The sequence below is a fragment of the Caloramator sp. genome (genome assembly GCF_020054765.1).
Classification (GTDB): Bacteria; Bacillota; Clostridia; order Clostridiales; family Caloramatoraceae; genus Thermobrachium; species Thermobrachium proteoclasticum.
This window is the reverse complement of record NZ_JAIHAO010000043.1, coordinates 1-15329: the sequence shown is the minus strand read 5'-3', so window position 1 is coordinate 15329 and position 15329 is coordinate 1. Positions and strand designations below refer to the sequence as shown.

16 protein-coding genes are annotated in these 15329 nt (G+C 31.5%); 3 read left to right on the top strand and 13 right to left on the bottom strand.

What is annotated here, in order from left to right; translation table 11 throughout:
• Positions 1–168 precede the first annotated feature (168 nt).
• From JG776_RS10700 to JG776_RS10670, 7 genes are all read right to left on the bottom strand, one after another.
• Positions 169–1422 (bottom strand): methyl-accepting chemotaxis protein, encoded by a 1254-nt coding sequence (locus JG776_RS10700; protein WP_291967349.1) that lies wholly within the window; start codon positions 1420–1422, stop codon positions 169–171.
• Positions 1385–1633, bottom strand: a complete 249-nt coding sequence (locus JG776_RS10695) for a hypothetical protein (RefSeq protein WP_291967347.1) — start codon at positions 1631–1633, stop codon at positions 1385–1387. The genes JG776_RS10700 and JG776_RS10695 overlap by 38 nt, the downstream gene beginning before the upstream one ends.
• Before the next feature lie 186 nt (positions 1634–1819).
• The gene (locus tag JG776_RS10690; RefSeq protein WP_291967345.1) at positions 1820–3847 is read right to left on the bottom strand and encodes a methyl-accepting chemotaxis protein; all 2028 of its coding nucleotides are present in this window, start codon (positions 3845–3847) and stop codon (positions 1820–1822) included.
• A 373-nt stretch (positions 3848–4220) separates the two neighbouring features.
• Positions 4221–5285 (bottom strand): mannose-1-phosphate guanylyltransferase, encoded by a 1065-nt coding sequence (locus JG776_RS10685; protein WP_291967343.1) that lies wholly within the window; start codon positions 5283–5285, stop codon positions 4221–4223.
• A gap of 52 nt (positions 5286–5337) precedes the next feature.
• Positions 5338–6291 (bottom strand): ROK family glucokinase, encoded by a 954-nt coding sequence (locus JG776_RS10680; RefSeq protein WP_291967341.1) that lies wholly within the window; start codon positions 6289–6291, stop codon positions 5338–5340.
• A gap of 158 nt (positions 6292–6449) precedes the next feature.
• Positions 6450–7064: a SafA/ExsA family spore coat assembly protein gene (gene safA / locus JG776_RS10675; protein ID WP_291967339.1), complete on the bottom strand. Its 615-nt coding sequence runs from the start codon at positions 7062–7064 to the stop codon at positions 6450–6452.
• Between the two features lie 65 nt (positions 7065–7129).
• Entirely contained in the window at positions 7130–7873 is a 744-nt protein-coding gene (locus JG776_RS10670) for a 4Fe-4S binding protein (RefSeq protein ID WP_291967338.1), read from the bottom strand.
• A 104-nt stretch (positions 7874–7977) separates the two neighbouring features.
• Between JG776_RS10670 and JG776_RS10665 the strand changes: the two genes are divergently transcribed.
• Positions 7978–8460, top strand: coding sequence for a demethoxyubiquinone hydroxylase family protein (locus JG776_RS10665; protein WP_291967336.1), 483 nt, complete (start codon positions 7978–7980; stop codon positions 8458–8460).
• On the opposite strand, the gene JG776_RS10660 is transcribed toward JG776_RS10665, so the two are convergent.
• Positions 8455–9237 (bottom strand): undecaprenyl-diphosphate phosphatase, encoded by a 783-nt coding sequence (locus tag JG776_RS10660; RefSeq protein WP_291967334.1) that lies wholly within the window; start codon positions 9235–9237, stop codon positions 8455–8457. The genes JG776_RS10665 and JG776_RS10660 overlap by 6 nt on opposite strands.
• 173 nt (positions 9238–9410) lie before the next feature.
• On the opposite strand from JG776_RS10660, the gene JG776_RS10655 reads away from it, so the two are divergent.
• Entirely contained in the window at positions 9411–10928 is a 1518-nt protein-coding gene (locus tag JG776_RS10655) for an ATP-binding protein (protein ID WP_291967333.1), read from the top strand.
• A 16-nt stretch (positions 10929–10944) separates the two neighbouring features.
• Here the strand turns inward: JG776_RS10655 and JG776_RS10650 are convergent, their stop codons facing one another.
• Complete coding sequence (locus JG776_RS10650) at positions 10945–11133, bottom strand: ferredoxin (protein WP_027309466.1); 189 nt, start codon at positions 11131–11133, stop codon at positions 10945–10947.
• 99 nt (positions 11134–11232) lie between these two features.
• On the opposite strand from JG776_RS10650, the gene JG776_RS10645 reads away from it, so the two are divergent.
• Positions 11233–11598: a hypothetical protein gene (locus JG776_RS10645; protein WP_291967330.1), complete on the top strand. Its 366-nt coding sequence runs from the start codon at positions 11233–11235 to the stop codon at positions 11596–11598.
• Positions 11599–11639: 41 nt separating this feature from the next.
• On the opposite strand, the gene JG776_RS10640 is transcribed toward JG776_RS10645, so the two are convergent.
• Genes JG776_RS10640 through JG776_RS10625 form a run of 4 tightly spaced genes read right to left on the bottom strand, consistent with a single transcriptional unit; the run spans position 11640 to position 15062 of the window.
• On the bottom strand, positions 11640–12848 hold the full coding sequence (locus JG776_RS10640) for an ABC transporter permease (RefSeq protein ID WP_291967328.1): 1209 nt from the start codon (positions 12846–12848) through the stop codon (positions 11640–11642).
• 8 nt (positions 12849–12856) lie between these two features.
• Positions 12857–13552 (bottom strand): ABC transporter ATP-binding protein, encoded by a 696-nt coding sequence (locus JG776_RS10635; protein ID WP_291967326.1) that lies wholly within the window; start codon positions 13550–13552, stop codon positions 12857–12859.
• A complete protein-coding gene (locus JG776_RS10630) occupies positions 13549–14625 on the bottom strand; it encodes an efflux RND transporter periplasmic adaptor subunit (protein WP_291967324.1) in 1077 nt (358 codons plus the stop codon). The genes JG776_RS10635 and JG776_RS10630 overlap by 4 nt, the downstream gene beginning before the upstream one ends.
• A complete protein-coding gene (locus JG776_RS10625) occupies positions 14622–15062 on the bottom strand; it encodes a MarR family transcriptional regulator (protein ID WP_291967322.1) in 441 nt (146 codons plus the stop codon). The genes JG776_RS10630 and JG776_RS10625 overlap by 4 nt, the downstream gene beginning before the upstream one ends.
• Positions 15063–15329: the final 267 nt, after the last annotated feature.

Sequence of the window (15329 nt, the reverse complement as noted above, 5' to 3'; positions counted from 1 at the left end):
CTCTCCCCAATCTAACCTATCTTTCTAAAATCACTCTCAAATAAGAAAGGACAGGCATTCTAATCGAATACCCGCCCCAACAATTGACAAAGAGCCAAAAATCTAAGATGAATGTCGCTTATTAGATTAAAAATTATAGTAATAATTTAATACATATTATGGGAAATGTCACATTTCACCTGGGTGGCACTTATTTAGGAGTTTGTCTATAGATATACCGACTGATATTACCCCTTCTTTATCCAATCTCTTTACAGCCATAAATTTAAATAGTTCTCCTGTATCTAATCTTCTTGTTAATGGATATATTTGAACTTCCCTTCCACTCTTTACAAAATCTCTATATCTTTTATCAAGTTCAAATATATTTAGACCTAAGGCATCCTTTGTTGTACCATATTCAAATATTCCCTGTGAATTTGCATAATAGACATCATTTATTTCTAATTCTTTGCATAATCTTTTCAATGCTGCCTCTGACTTATCTCCTCTGTATTCCATTATTTTTTTACCTATCTCAACTAATTTATCCTCTACACTTTTATCTATACTTTTGCTTAAAAATTCATCTGATGCTGAAGAAACATCATTTGAAATAACTTTAAACTTTTCTACAACAGTCCATTGATTTTGTATAAGTTCTGCTGCCTTTTCTATCAACGAAGATGTATTTTCGTGGGATGAGTAAACAGCCTGTGCAGTTTCAAGTGCTGAGTTTGTTGAAGACTCTATTCCCTTTGCCTGTATAATTACATTATCAATATTTTTGTTAAGCTCAACAGAAGAATTTATAAATCTGTATATTGAATTATAAAGCTCCTCCATCTCCACCTTTGTCTGTTCCATCTTCATTGAACTTTGGTTTGATACTTCATCAAGTCTATTGATATTTTGAGTAATTCCATCTAATACCCTTTTAATATTATCGCTAAATTCCTTTGATTGAGCTGCAAGCTTTTTAATTTCTGAAGCTACCACTAAAAATCCACGTCCAGATTCACCAGCACGTGCTGCCTCTATACTTGCATTTAAAGATAAAAGGTGTGTCTTATTTGCAATTTCATTTATATAATCTGCAATCTCATAAATCTTTTGTGAAGATGTAACAAGCTCATCCTTGCTCTTTGAAAAATTCCTATATACATTTATTAGTTCGTCAAAATTTTGTCTTGAAGTCTTTATTGAATTTTCATTTTCTTTAATATCCTTTATACAATAGTTTGAAAAGTTCTTTGCATCTTGGGCTGATCTCATTATGTCTGAAACCTTTGACATAATGTTCTCTATTTCTTTTATTATTGATTTTATATTTGAATTGTCCTTATCGCTTAGTACAGTTATTTCATCTGATAAGCTATATATCTCCTTTGATAAATCATATAGTTTATTGCTTGATATATATATCCCTGCTGCTATTTGCAAGCTTTTTTGATATATCTGTATAATTTATACCATTTTTTTCAACCTTTTCCTTTACATACACCACCCTTTTAGAAGTAAAATAGGTTACTAATGGCAATAATAAAGTTAATATTGTAGATGATATTATAGGATTTAAATTTAAAAAAATAAAGGCTGCAGATAAAAGTCCCCCTAAAATAAAAATTAAAAATAATTTTAGTAAGTCTTTCATTTTATACCCCCTTTATAGAATGTGTAATTTAATTATAACAAAAAAAATTTCATCCTTCCATAGATTAAAGGAAGGACGAAGTGCATTTAACACAATTTTAAATATGTTATGATTTTTCAATTAATATACTTAAACCTATATACTTATTACCACTAAATGGTTGATTTTACTTTTAACCTTGTTGTCTTATATTTTGAATCTCTCTACCGCTTTTACAAGCTCATCTGCAATTTGTGCAAGTCCTTGTACTGATTCTGCAATGTCCTGCACTGAAGCAGACATCTCTTCACTTGATGCTGAAATTTCTTCAGTTGAAGCAGATGCCTCTTCTATTATACTTGATACATTTTCAGTCTTTGCAAGTACAAGATCCTTAACCTCAACTGTTGAATCAACTGATTTATATACATCTTCTATTGTAGGAACAATAGCCTCAACTGAAATTAATATATCTTCAAAGGATTTTACAGTTTTATCTACTGTTTCAATTTGAGATACAACGTAACTATCAACCTCACCTACGGTTGTTATTACTTCCTTAGTATCTTCATTAATTGATGTAATTAGATTTTTTATTTCATCAGCAGAACGCTTAGATTCCTCTGCAAGTTTTCTAACTTCATCAGCAACAACTGCAAAACCACGTCCTGCTTCACCTGCACGTGCTGCCTCTATTGCAGCATTTAATGCAAGAAGATTTGTTTGATCTGCTATATTTGTTATTGCATCTGTAAAGCTACTTACTCTTACTACAGAATTTGAAAGGTTCTGTACCTTATCATTAACCATAGTAAAGGATTGTTTTATATCCTCAATTGATTTTAAAAGAAGATTTAATTCATTCTTACCTATATTTACTTTATTTTTTGTATCATCTGTTGATTCTTTTACATTTTTTAATTTTTGGTATATGTTATCCATATTTTGAGCTAAATCCTGCATTAAACTAACAACGACAGAGATCTCTTCAGATTGTGTATGTGTTCCTCTTGCTACTTCATTTATGGTAGCTGCAACTTCTTCTGAACCTGCTGCCATCTCCTGTGATGTTGAAGCTAATTCCTCTGATGATTTGCCTATATGTTGTGCTTTTTCTTTAATGTTGCCAATTATCATCTTAAAGGATTCTTTTACCCCTAAGATAGCCTTTGCCATCTCTCCAAATTCATCTTTATTTTTTATAAGATTTCCGTCTACATCCTTTGTTAAATCTCCATCAGACATATATGAAAGTAGAGCTTTAAACTTATTAATAGCATTTACTGCATTGTTAGAGAATATAAATAGTATTGATCCTACCAGTAAAAATGAAAGAATTCCTATAATACTCATTGTAATAATAGTTTTATTTATTGCATCATATACAGGTTTCATTGAAATACCTATATTAATCGCACCGATGTGCTTTCCATTAATATATACTGGTGCTAAAACATCATACACATTTACCTTCTTTACATCATAATAATATTCTGAAGCAAATTCTAATCCATCTATAGCTGCTTTTTTACTACCCTCATCCTTAAGTTCAATTCCTATTCTTTCTTTTATGCTGTGGGCTGCTGCCTTTAGATTTCTATCTATAAATAGTGCATAAACTATATTAGGATTTTTACCTATTTCATCTACTATTGCCTGATAGCTTGTTTGGTCATACATTGCCTGTATCTTGTTGGCAAGTATTCCGACCTGAATCATTCCACCCTTTGGATTTTTAATATAGCCATATTTATAGTAATTATTGTTTTCTCTGCTTTTTCTTATATTTTCCATAAGTTCACTCTGTTTGCCTGATAACACAGGATAAGAAATATGTTTTTCGTCAAAACTTGCTCCAATACTTGATTGAAGGTTAGAATAAATTATTACACCCTTTGAATCAGTATAATTTATTTCATCTACACCTAAGGTATCTGCAAGTTTAATTAACATTTCGTTATTTATTGATGGTTGTTCTAAAATAATCCTACCTGATACTCTTATTTTATCTTCTACCTGTTCATTTAGCGTGTTATACGCCAATCCACTTTGTTCTATTCTTTTTGCCATTTGTCTTGTAAGTTCTAAACCATCATTTTTCATCGTTGATAACACAGACTTTTTTGTATAATTTACTGCTAAAACAGTAAATAAGGTATAAGAAATAAATAATACCAATAATGGAATTATTGTTAGTTTAAATCTTATAGAATTAAATTTGTGTTTTTTTACCATAGATTCACCTCCGAAGTTGAAATATAGTTTTAATAATTTTAAAGTTTTTGTTAACTATATTTTAAATTAGACAAAAAATTTTATCAATATGTAATTTTCGACAAGTTTTGATAAAGCCAATTGATATTTAAATTAACTCTAAGTATAATTTACATATTTCTGTAAGAATGTAAGAAATTTCGCTTGAATAATAAAAAGAATTATCCAACGAAAACAAAGCTAAAATTATCCAGATAGCAGTATTATAAAACTGTCCTTTTAACATTTCGAAACTTATAACAAGAGTTACGTTAACCACAAAGGCAAAACTTCATAAAGTCTGTTCGTTTCACACAAAAAAATCCTTCCTCTTTTTTAGGAAGGATTTTTTAAATCATATAAACTTCTCAAATTCTTCACTGCTTGAAATCTTCTTAACTAAATCCTTTATACTCTGTGCCCTATCCTTTGGACATACTAAAATTACATCATCAGTATCTATAATTAGCATATCCCTTATTCCTATTGCAGCAACTAACCTTTTATCGCCCATTATTGTTGTATTCTTTACATCCATAACAGCAGCTTCACAGTTTTGAATTATGTTTCCATTTTCATCTTTGCTTAAAAATCTCTCAAGAGATGTAAAACTTCCTATATCATCCCATACAAAATTAGTTGGTATAACAACTGCCCTGTGGGTTCTCTGCATTACACCAAAATCTATAGATATCCCATCAATCTTTTCATATTCCTCTCTAATTACCTTTTCCTCATCTTCTGTTCCAATGTATTCATATATTCTCATAAGATTTTTATATAAATCTGGGAGGTATTTTTTTATCTCCCGCAGGAGTCTATCTGCACGCCACACAAACATACCACTATTCCACAAAAAATTTCCCTTTTCTAAAAATGAGGTTGCTACATCTAAGTTTGGTTTTTCTATAAACCTTTTTACCCTAAAAATATCATCCTGAACCCTATCTCCTACTTCAATATATCCATATCCTATTTCTGGTCGTGTTGGTGTTACTCCCATTGTAACTAAGTAGTCTCCATCCTGTGCTACTTCTACTGCTCTTTTTATGGTTTGTTCAAAATCCTCCTGCCCTATTATTAAGTGGTCTGATGGAAGAACAACCATTGTGGCCTCAAAATCCTTCTTTAAAAGTTTAACAGCTGCAAGGCCTATGCAGGAGGCAGTCTCTTTATTTAAAGGTTCTTTAAATATATTTTTATTGTCAATTCCTAATAGCTTCTTAATAATACCCACATAATTTTGATTTGTAACAACATATATATTTTCCCTTGGAATGATTGTTGAAATCCTATCAACAGTATTCTCTATCATTGTTTTTTGCCCAATTATCTTCAAAAATTGCTTAGGAAGTCCTTTCCTCGATTTTGGCCAAAATCTTGAACCAAGTCCTCCTGACATAATTACTGCATATATCATAAAAAACCACCCCGCATATTGTTATAATATGCAGGGTGGTCTGTGTTTGCTACTATTTTACTCCGTGCTTTCCAAGCATTGCAGCTCCTAATATTCCAGCGTCATTTTTAAATTTAGCAAGTTCAATTTTAGCTGCTGGAAGTGTTTTGAAAAATTTGTTCTTTTCATATTCTTGACGTACCAAATTTAATAAATATTCTCCAGCATTAGATACTCCTCCACCTAATGCTATAACCTCTGGATCCATAAAGTTTACTATGTTGAAAATTCCTATAACAAGGTATTTTACAAGTCTATCTACTGCCATTTTTGCAACCCTGTCGCCTTCCTTTGCACAGTCAAATATAATCTTTGCATTTATCTTTTCTAAATCTCCTTCAGCAAGCTCCAATATTTTGGTATCTGTGTTGCCTTCCTTTATTAGCTTTTGTGCATATCTAATTATAGCAGTTGATGATGCAAAGGTTTCAAAACATCCATTCTTTCCACAGTTACAGTTATAGAAGTTTTCTCCTATAATCATATGTCCTATTTCTGAACCTACTCCGTGGGCACCACTATAGACTTCACCATTTAAAACTATTCCTCCACCTACTCCTGTACCAAGCGTAAGAAGTACTCCACTTTGGCACCCCTTCATTGCACCAAATTCATATTCTGCAAGTGCTGCAACTGTTGCGTCATTATCTATAAACACTGGAATGTTTAGTTCTTCCTCCATCATTTTTCTTAAAGGAATGTTCTCCCATCCTAAGTTAACGCAGAATATAACATTTCCATCCTTATCAGCAAGCCCTGGAATACCTATACCTATTGCTTTTATTTCATTTTTTTCAACCTTTGATTCCTCAATGATTTCCTTAACTAATCTATTCATATCACTAATTACGTCCTTATATCCTCTTGCTGCAAGCGTTGGAGTTGATTTTGTATAAAGTATTTTTCCGCTTTCATCAACTAATCCAGCGGCTATGTTTGTCCCTCCTAAGTCTATACCTATATACATATTTATCCCCTTTCTTAATTTATTTAATATACATAGTAATTATATAATTTTTAAAAAATTTTTTAAAGAGATAAAATATAAAAAAGCAATTGGAATAGTTACTTTTTATTAATAATAAACAAAAAAGTCGCCCAATTAAAAATAGGCAACTTTTTTGTTTACCTTATAGGTTTTATAAACATCTGTGTCCAGTAACACCTACCTGACTTATCCTTTGCAAATCCAACACCTATTTCAGTATAGGATGGGCTTAAAATGTTGCTTCTATGCCCTGGTGAGTTCATCCAAGCATTCATTACCTCCTGTGGAGTTCTCTGTCCCATAGCTATGTTTTCACCTGCTGCTGAAAACTTTATACCAAAGGATTCAATCATATCAAAGGGTGAACCATAGGTTGGTGAATAATGTGAGAAATAATTTTTGTTTATCATATCTTGAGACTTATACCTTGCAACCCTCGATAACTGCCAATTTTCCTTTAGTGCTGGAAGGCCTGCCTTTGCCCTCTCTATATTTACAAGCCTCACAACCTCACTCTCAATTGCCTTTGTTTCTATCACAGGAATTTTTACCTTCTGCCCTGGATATATTAGGGAAGGATTTTTAATTTGAGGGTTTGCTGCAACTATTTCAGATATACCAACCTGATATTTTTGAGCAATCTTCCACATACTATCTCCAGGCTGTACGGTATAGTATGTGTCCTGTGCATATGCTACTGAAAATATCATTATAAAAATTAGTAGAGTTAGTAATGTTGTTTTCTTTTTCAAAGCAATCACCTCTACTAATTATTTTTTAGTAGAGGTGATTTTTTATTCCTTGTAATTTTTTACTTTTAAACGTATTCTCTTTTTATTATATCTCCTTCTATACCAATTGTTACAACCTTTATTGGTATGTCAGAACCTGCTCTATCTCTTGCTGTTTTTGCTGCATACATCATTCCGCTACAGCAGGGGACCTCCATCTTTAACACAGTAATGCTCTCAAGATTGTTTAATCTTATTATATCAGTTAACTTTTCTGTATAGTATTCTATATCATCAAGTTTTGGACAACCTACAACAACAGCCCTATCCTTTAAAAAGTCATTATGGTAGTTTCCATAGGCAAACGGAACACAGTCTGCTGTAATTAAAAGGTCTGCTCCATTTAAATATGGGGCTGTTGGAGGAACAAGGCTTAATTGGACAGGCCATTGTCTTAATCTTGACGCTACCTTTACATCCTGTGATACATTATCCTCTCTTTTAATCTGTCTCATCATACTTCCAGGGCAGCCCCCTCCAATATGGTGAGGGTGATGGTGATGATTAGTTATTTTTTCAAGTTTGGTTTGGGATTTTAGATGTTCTTCTACTGCCTTTTCATCAAATTCATCTGCTTCTCTTTCAATTATTGAAATCGCACCTTGTGGGCAATGTCCAAGACAAGCACCTAATCCATCACAGTAAATATCCTTTACAAGCTTTGCTTTACCATCTACTATTTGCAGTGCTCCCTCTGCACAATTTGGAATACATAATCCACATCCGTTGCACTTTTCTTCATCTATATGCACAATCTTTCTTATTGCCATAATATCACCTCCGTTTAATTTCAATCTTATTATATCTTAAAAACTTTTAAATTAATGTGATATAAATCATATAATTGCAAAAAATATTGTTGGAGGTGTATGATATGCTAACTCAAAAGGAAATAACTTATCTAAAGGAAAATCTTGATGCTGAATATCTTTGCATAAGAAAATACGAACAATATGCTGCTTTATCCACTGACGCTGATGTAAAGAATATGTTTACAACCCTTGCAGGATATGAACAGCAACACGCCACAACCCTAAAAAACATACTGACTCAAAATGGTGTAAATTATACCAGCATCTATGAGAGCTATAACAAACCATCCTCTGCACAAAACCAACAAAACCTCTCCTTCTCAGATGCACAGCTTATGAACGATTCACTATCTACAGAAAAACACGTTTCTTCAAACTACAACACAGCAATACTTGAAACTGTTGATACAAATATAAGAAAACAGCTTCAGCATATTCAGCAGGAGGAACAGGGACACGCAGAGACTATATTTAATATGATGAGGACTAAAGGATACTATAAAGATAGAATAAGCTGGCATTGCCAGCTTATTCTATCTTTATAGTAAAAGCAAAACTATTATACCAAGTATAATTCTGTAATACGCAAATGGTGCCAACTTCTTCTTCTTTATGTAGCTCATAAATGCTGCAATTACAATTAAGGCTACAATGAATGAAACAAAAGTTCCAACAAACAATACTAACCATTCATAGGGTGTAAACATAAATCCTGCCTTAAATATCTTTAAAACTGAAGCACCTATTATAGTTGGAAGTGCTAAAAAGAAGGAAAACTCAGCCGCAGCCTCCCTTGATAGGCCTAAAAATAATCCTCCTATTATTGTGGATGCAGACCTTGACATACCAGGCCATAGGGCAAGACATTGAAATACACCAACCATAAATGCATCTTTATAGGACATCCTATCTACACTATCTACCTTAACCCTCTTTAATCTTGCCTCAGCATATAAAAGAAGTATTGCTCCAACTATCAGTGCAAGGGCTACTGTTTTAGGGTTAAAAAAGTGCTCTTCTATATAATCATCAAATAAAAATCCTAATATAAGTGCAGGAATAAATCCCACTACAACCTTATACCATAAGTTAAATACCCTCTTTGATTGTTTTTTATCATTTAGCTTTGGGAAAATCTTATCATTAAAATAAAAAATAACAGCAAGTATAGCACCTATCTGTATTACTACATCAAATATATTTGCAAAATTTCCCGTAAAGCTTATAAATTTATTTGCAATTATGAGATGTCCTGTTGAGGATACAGGTAAAAATTCAGTAAGTCCCTCAATAATACCAAGTATTATAGCCTTTAAAATCAATTTAACGCCCCCTTTCCTTATATTAGCATACAACAATATAGATAATAATTCAATAATTTTGTTTTTAATCAATTTAATTTGTCTAATATTGTAATTTTATGTAATCGTTCGACAAATTGTAGAAATTTATATATACATATGATAAAATCTTGATTTGCTGGGGGGATAAAATAATGAGAAATAAAGTAGTTATTGGTATAAATTTGTTTATAACTTTTTTGATTTTAATAACCTTCTTCTACCTTTCAAAATTAGATCCTATATTAATAGAACGTAGTATATATGATTTTATACATATTAGTATTGAATCTATTATTTCTATGATTTCATTTGCTGTATTTTATATAGGATGGTATTCATTCCCTTATGAAAAAAGGCAAAAATATGTTATACCCTCTTCTATTTTTTTCTCTATAGCACTAATTAACATACTTCATATTTATTTTGCTATAGAACGAAATAGCTGGGGTATAAGTATTGTTTTTGCAAATATGACATATATGCTTTTAGGTATATCTATTATTCTACTTAATACTATACCCGATAGTCATCTTGCAAAGAATAGAAGGCATTTTTTCTATATTCCTTTGATTTTTACAACATCATCTTTAGTTTTTTACTTATTGATAAAAAATAGTTCCTACAGTACTTTTCTAAACTACACTAAAGAAAATTTTATGTTTTATAGACTAATGGATTTAGCTGTTTTTATTTATTATTTTTTTGCATTAATGTTCTCTTCTAAAAACTATATAATAAATCCCGATATACAAAATATTAGTTCTATGAACTCTATTATGTTTGCTATTATTTCAAAATACATAATTGTTTTTCATATATACCCAAATGATATTTTTTCTACATCTGCACACTTATTTAAATTTATATCCTTTTTATTTTTAGTAAAAACCTTTATTATGAGTAATATAAAGAAGCCCTATGAAGAATTAAACCAAGCAAATAACATAAAAACAGACTTTTTGATAAATCTTTCCCACGAACTTAGAACACCTGTAAATGTAATTTTAAACGCCTCTAAATTAATATGCAAAAATCCTCAAGAATATGCTAAATATATATCATCAATTGAAAACAATGCATATAGGCTTAATAAAATATCAGAAAACCTTATAATATACAATGAAATTGAAAATGGGAATATAGATACAGAGTATACAGATGAAGATATAGTTTATATTATAGATGAAATTATTGAAATGGCAGAGGATGTACTTGATAAAAAATGCCTTGATGTATCCTTTGAGTTTTCCAATAAAAGAAATTTTGTAACAGATAAGAGACTCTTTACTCAAATAGTTTTAAATTTAATATCAAACTCTATTAAATATGCAGATTATGGAGGAAATATTTGTATTAAACTTGATATAGCAGACTCATTAAAATTAACAATATTAAATGATGGCCCTCCAATTAGTGAAGAAGAAAAGCATAAGATATTCGAAAAATTCTACAAGTCAAAAAATACAAAACTTCCTACAACAGAAGGATTAGGAATAGGATTATATATTGCAAAGGAATTTACAAAGATGCTAAATGGAGATATACATATTGTAAATAAAAATAATATGACCGGATACACATTAATAATTAGAAATGCTAAAAATGTTAAAATACTGGATCAGTATAGAAAAGTTGAGTATTCAGAAAAATATTTTGCAGACATAATATAAGGTGGCTTATGCCACCTTATTGTACAGTTATAGCATTTACTGGGCAGCTATCTTCTGATTCCTTTGCGGCATCCTCTGAACCTGCTGGAACAGTTGATGTTATTACGTGGGCCTTGCCATCATCCCCCATTTCAAATACATCTGGTGCAATGGATGGACACAATCCACAGCCTATACAAGCATCCTTATCTACAACTGCCTTCATATAAGCATCCCTCCTCCCTTTTATTATTACCACACAATTTACTTTTTACCCTTTCTATCCTAAAATATATATAGGGATTTTATTTGTAAGGAGGATTTTATGAGCAGGCTTTCAACACCAGAAAAATTTTTTATAGGAAGAATACTATATGGTATTGAGCAGACAGGAAACAACATTGAGCAGGAGGATATTGAATTATTACTTAGCCAAAGACTTGAAATAGAGAATGAATTTAAGGAAAAAATAAAAAATGCCCTTATCTTTTCCTACTGTGATGATATAGATAAATTTAAAAGAAAAATAGTAACCTTAGACCCAAAATCAATGTGGGATGAATCTTTAAAAAAGCTATATAAAGGGCGTGAGACAGTATTAAGGGATTTAGTTATAGATTGGTATTCATCTTATTTTGATAAAAAAGAAAATAGCCTTTTAGATAAACTAAAGAACCTTTTTAAAAGATAAAAAAATGCGGCACTTAATTACAGTATAAGTGCCGCATTTTTTTATTCATACCTTAAAGCCTCAATAGGATCAAGCTTTGCTGCCTTGTTGGCTGGATATATACCAAAGAATATACCGACAGCAGATGAAAATAGAAAGGCTACTAAAACTGTTGAAATGGACACGGTAGGTTCAATTTTTAAGAACACACCTATTGCATAGGCAAATAAAGTTCCAAGCATCATTCCTATTATTCCACCTATTAAAGACAAAATTAATGACTCAATCAAAAACTGAATAAGTATATCGCGTCGTGTTGCACCAATCGCCTTTCTTATCCCAATCTCCCTTGTTCTTTCTGTTACTGAAACAAGCATAATATTCATAACACCTATTCCACCAACTACTAAGGATATTCCTGCAATTGCTCCTATTATCATTGTAAAAATGTTTATTATATTATTAACCTGATCAATCTGCTTAACCATATTCTCAGCCTTGTATTTTCCTTTATTAAAATGTCTTGCTTCAACTAATTTTATAATGTTGTTTGCTATAGCCTCTGAGTTTTTAGAATCTGATACCAAAACCTGCATTTGTGTTATGTTAAATTCATTTGGGATTAGTTTTTGCATAAAACTTATTGGGACATATGCAATTACAGGCATATTACCACCAAAGGCTGCTGCAAAGGCTCCGCCTTCATTTTTGTAAACCCCAACTATTATAGCATTTATTAAATTATCCCTGCTTCCAAGCTTAACAGTTTTTCCAACACAATCCTCATACCCAAATATATTTTTAGCACTTATATTGTCAATTACAACAACATTTCTTCCAAGTAGAGTATCCCTTTCATTTATAAATCGACCATAAAGTATGTCTACATTAAATATAGATGAATAATCGTTTGTTGTTCCCATAAGTATAGCCCTCTTTGTTGTCTTTTCAAACTTTGCAGTCACAGGCCTTTGAACAAGAGGTGCAACATTTTTAACTTCATCTATTTTATTCTTTATCTCCTTTACGTCATTTAAAGTAAAATAGTCTTTAGTTGAAAGCTGAGTATTATTATCAACCTTAACCTCAAGAACATTTACACCTATATCTTCAAATTCTGAAGTTATTTTCTTCTGTCCACCCTTACCTATTGCAACAATTGTAATTACCGATGAAATGCCTATTATTATACCAAGCATTGTAAGAAACGACCTCATTTTATTTGCAAGTACACTTTCTATAGCAACCTTTAGGCTCTCTAAAATGTTCATATTTTCACCTACCTATAGTACGTTCTATTTTCTACCTGTTTATCATTTAAAATCAATCCATCTTTAATCCTTACTATCCTTTTTGTATGGTTTGCAATATCATTTTCGTGGGTAACCATTACGATTGTTGAACCTTCTTCGTTTAAGTTTTGAAATATCTTCATTATCTCTTCACTTGACTTAGAATCCAAATTTCCTGTTGGTTCATCTGCCATAAGCACAGAAGGGTTTGTAACTATTGCCCTTGCAATTGCGACCCTCTGCCTTTGCCCACCTGATAGTTCATTTGGTTTGTGATGCATTCTGTCCGATAGGCCTACCCTATCTAATGCCTCCATAGCCCTCCTTCTTCTCTCAGAGAGCTTAACTCCTGCATATATTAAAGGTAGTTCAACATTTTCAAGGGCAGATAACCTTGGCAAAAGATTAAATGCTTGAAAAACAAATCCTATTTCTCTGTTTCTTATCTTTGCAAGTTCATTGTCATTTAATTTTGAAACGTCGCTACCATTTAGTACATATTTACCCGAACTTGGTCTATCTAAGCACCCTAATATATTCATTAAAGTTGACTTTCCTGAACCTGATGGCCCCATTATTGCAACATACTCTCCCTTGTCTATTCTCAAATTTACCCCCTTTAATACTTCTATGTCTTCGGATAAAAGTTTGTAGGATTTTTTTAGTTCAACAATCTCTATCATCTTTTCACATCCTTATCCATAACTTTTACTCCATCCTTTAATGTTGCTGGAGGATTTAAAATTACCCTGTCTCCTTCCTTTAATCCACTTATAACCTCAGCCTCAAAATCGTTTTGAAGACCTATCTTGATATCCACATTTTTAGCAATTCCATTCTCTACTACAAAGACCCTTACCCTATTTTCCTTGTCTTGAATTAGTGCTTCATTTGGTATCTTTAATACACCCTTTTTTTCAGAAATTTTTATCTCAACATCAACATCAAAGTTTGGTTTAATTACTTCTGTAGTATCTATTAAGTCAACGTAGGCCTTTACAATAGTATCACTTCCTGAGGCAGACATTGTCTTTGTTGCTGATTTGCTAATTGATGCAACCCTTCCCTTAAGTGTATTTTCAAGGAATTTTATATAGGCCTCTTGACCTTCTTTAATCTTGTTTACATCATATTGATTTATGTTTACTAATACTCTTAAATTACTTAAATTTTCAACTATTAGTGCTGGAAGCTGCATAGGTGCAGGTGCTCCTTCTTTGACATTTATTTGAGTTACAACACCATCTGCCTCAGCCCTTATATATTTTTGTTGTTTTGATATTGTCTGCTTTATATTTTCAACATTTATTTTAGCCATCTCAACTTGATTTTCCTGTAGCTTAATTTGATCGTCTATTGACAAGGATTGAGATTGTGGTAGTGTACCTAATGCGTTTTCCTTTTGCTTTTTTAAATTTTCAAGCTGAATTTTTGCATTTTCATATTGGAGCTGTGCAGTTTTTAACTGATTTGACATATCCTGAACCTCAAACTCAATAAGTATATCTCCCTTTTTAACCTTGTCGGATTCCTTTACATATACCTTAAGTACTTTACCAGTATTTAATGCATAATACTCCTTCTTATTTTTAGATTCAACCACTCCACTGCTTGAAAAACTTGCAACAATATCCCCTACTTCTACTTTAGCTGTCTTAACCTCAATTGGTTTTTGTCCTCCCTTTTTTAGAGCAAAAATAGAGAATACAAAAACTGCAATAACAATTAGTGTTATGAATAATCCCTTCCTCTTCATACCTCACTTCTCTCCTTTACAATATCATTTAATTTTGTTAACCCGTTTAAAATACAGTTCAAATCCTCATCGGATATGTCCTTTAAAATGTCCTGTAGAATTTTTAAATTTTTATCTTCAAACTCCTTTTTATATGAAAATGCCTTTTCTGTTGCATATATAAAAACCCTTCTTTTATCAACAGTATCCCTCTCTCTTTTAACCAAACCCTCCTTCTCAAGCCTATCTACAGCCTCAGACACCGTACTGTTTGCAAGACCAACGCCTATACTGAGCTCCTTTAATGTTTTTTTCTTACCATTTATAAGTTGTATCATTATATAAATGTCTGTAGGATTAAACCTTAAACATCCAAGCCTGCAATCAATTCTTTTGTTTATAGACCTGTTTATATTTCTAAATAGTTCAAATATCATTATTATCTTTTTGTTTGTCATTTAATCATCCCTTTAAAATAAAATATTTCGCCTACGAAATATTTTAGCATTATTATACTCTATTTACAATATTAATTATTACTTAAAAAGCCCAATGAAGAATACCTTTAAACACTTCATTGGGCAAACCTACAATAAGTTCTTTAAACTTCCAGATTGTTGACAAACCTACTTGTTAGCTAAATTTTGAAAAAGCCCCATGAATGGATTTCAATGGGCTCTTTCGTGAGCTTTAGCAATTCTTAGCTTTTCGACTTTGGAAAAGTC

Bases quoted from the DNA above. Each gene is read 5' to 3' on its own strand.
- JG776_RS10655 (WP_291967333.1), top strand. From the start codon at position 9,411: ATGAGAAATAAAGTAGTTATTGGTATAAATTTGTTTATAACTTTTTTG.
- JG776_RS10640 (WP_291967328.1), bottom strand. From the start codon at position 12,848: ATGAACATTTTAGAGAGCCTAAAGGTTGCTATAGAAAGTGTACTTGCA.
- JG776_RS10695 (WP_291967347.1), bottom strand. From the start codon at position 1,633: ATGAAAGACTTACTAAAATTATTTTTAATTTTTATTTTAGGGGGACTT.
- JG776_RS10690 (WP_291967345.1), bottom strand. From the start codon at position 3,847: ATGGTAAAAAAACACAAATTTAATTCTATAAGATTTAAACTAACAATA.
- JG776_RS10630 (WP_291967324.1), bottom strand. From the start codon at position 14,625: ATGAAGAGGAAGGGATTATTCATAACACTAATTGTTATTGCAGTTTTT.
- JG776_RS10685 (WP_291967343.1), bottom strand. From the start codon at position 5,285: ATGATATATGCAGTAATTATGTCAGGAGGACTTGGTTCAAGATTTTGG.
- JG776_RS10670 (WP_291967338.1), bottom strand. From the start codon at position 7,873: ATGGCAATAAGAAAGATTGTGCATATAGATGAAGAAAAGTGCAACGGA.
- JG776_RS10645 (WP_291967330.1), top strand. From the start codon at position 11,233: ATGAGCAGGCTTTCAACACCAGAAAAATTTTTTATAGGAAGAATACTA.
- JG776_RS10635 (WP_291967326.1), bottom strand. From the start codon at position 13,552: ATGATAGAGATTGTTGAACTAAAAAAATCCTACAAACTTTTATCCGAA.
- JG776_RS10625 (WP_291967322.1), bottom strand. From the start codon at position 15,062: ATGACAAACAAAAAGATAATAATGATATTTGAACTATTTAGAAATATA.
- JG776_RS10665 (WP_291967336.1), top strand. From the start codon at position 7,978: ATGCTAACTCAAAAGGAAATAACTTATCTAAAGGAAAATCTTGATGCT.
- JG776_RS10650 (WP_027309466.1), bottom strand. From the start codon at position 11,133: ATGAAGGCAGTTGTAGATAAGGATGCTTGTATAGGCTGTGGATTGTGT.
- JG776_RS10680 (WP_291967341.1), bottom strand. From the start codon at position 6,291: ATGTATATAGGTATAGACTTAGGAGGGACAAACATAGCCGCTGGATTA.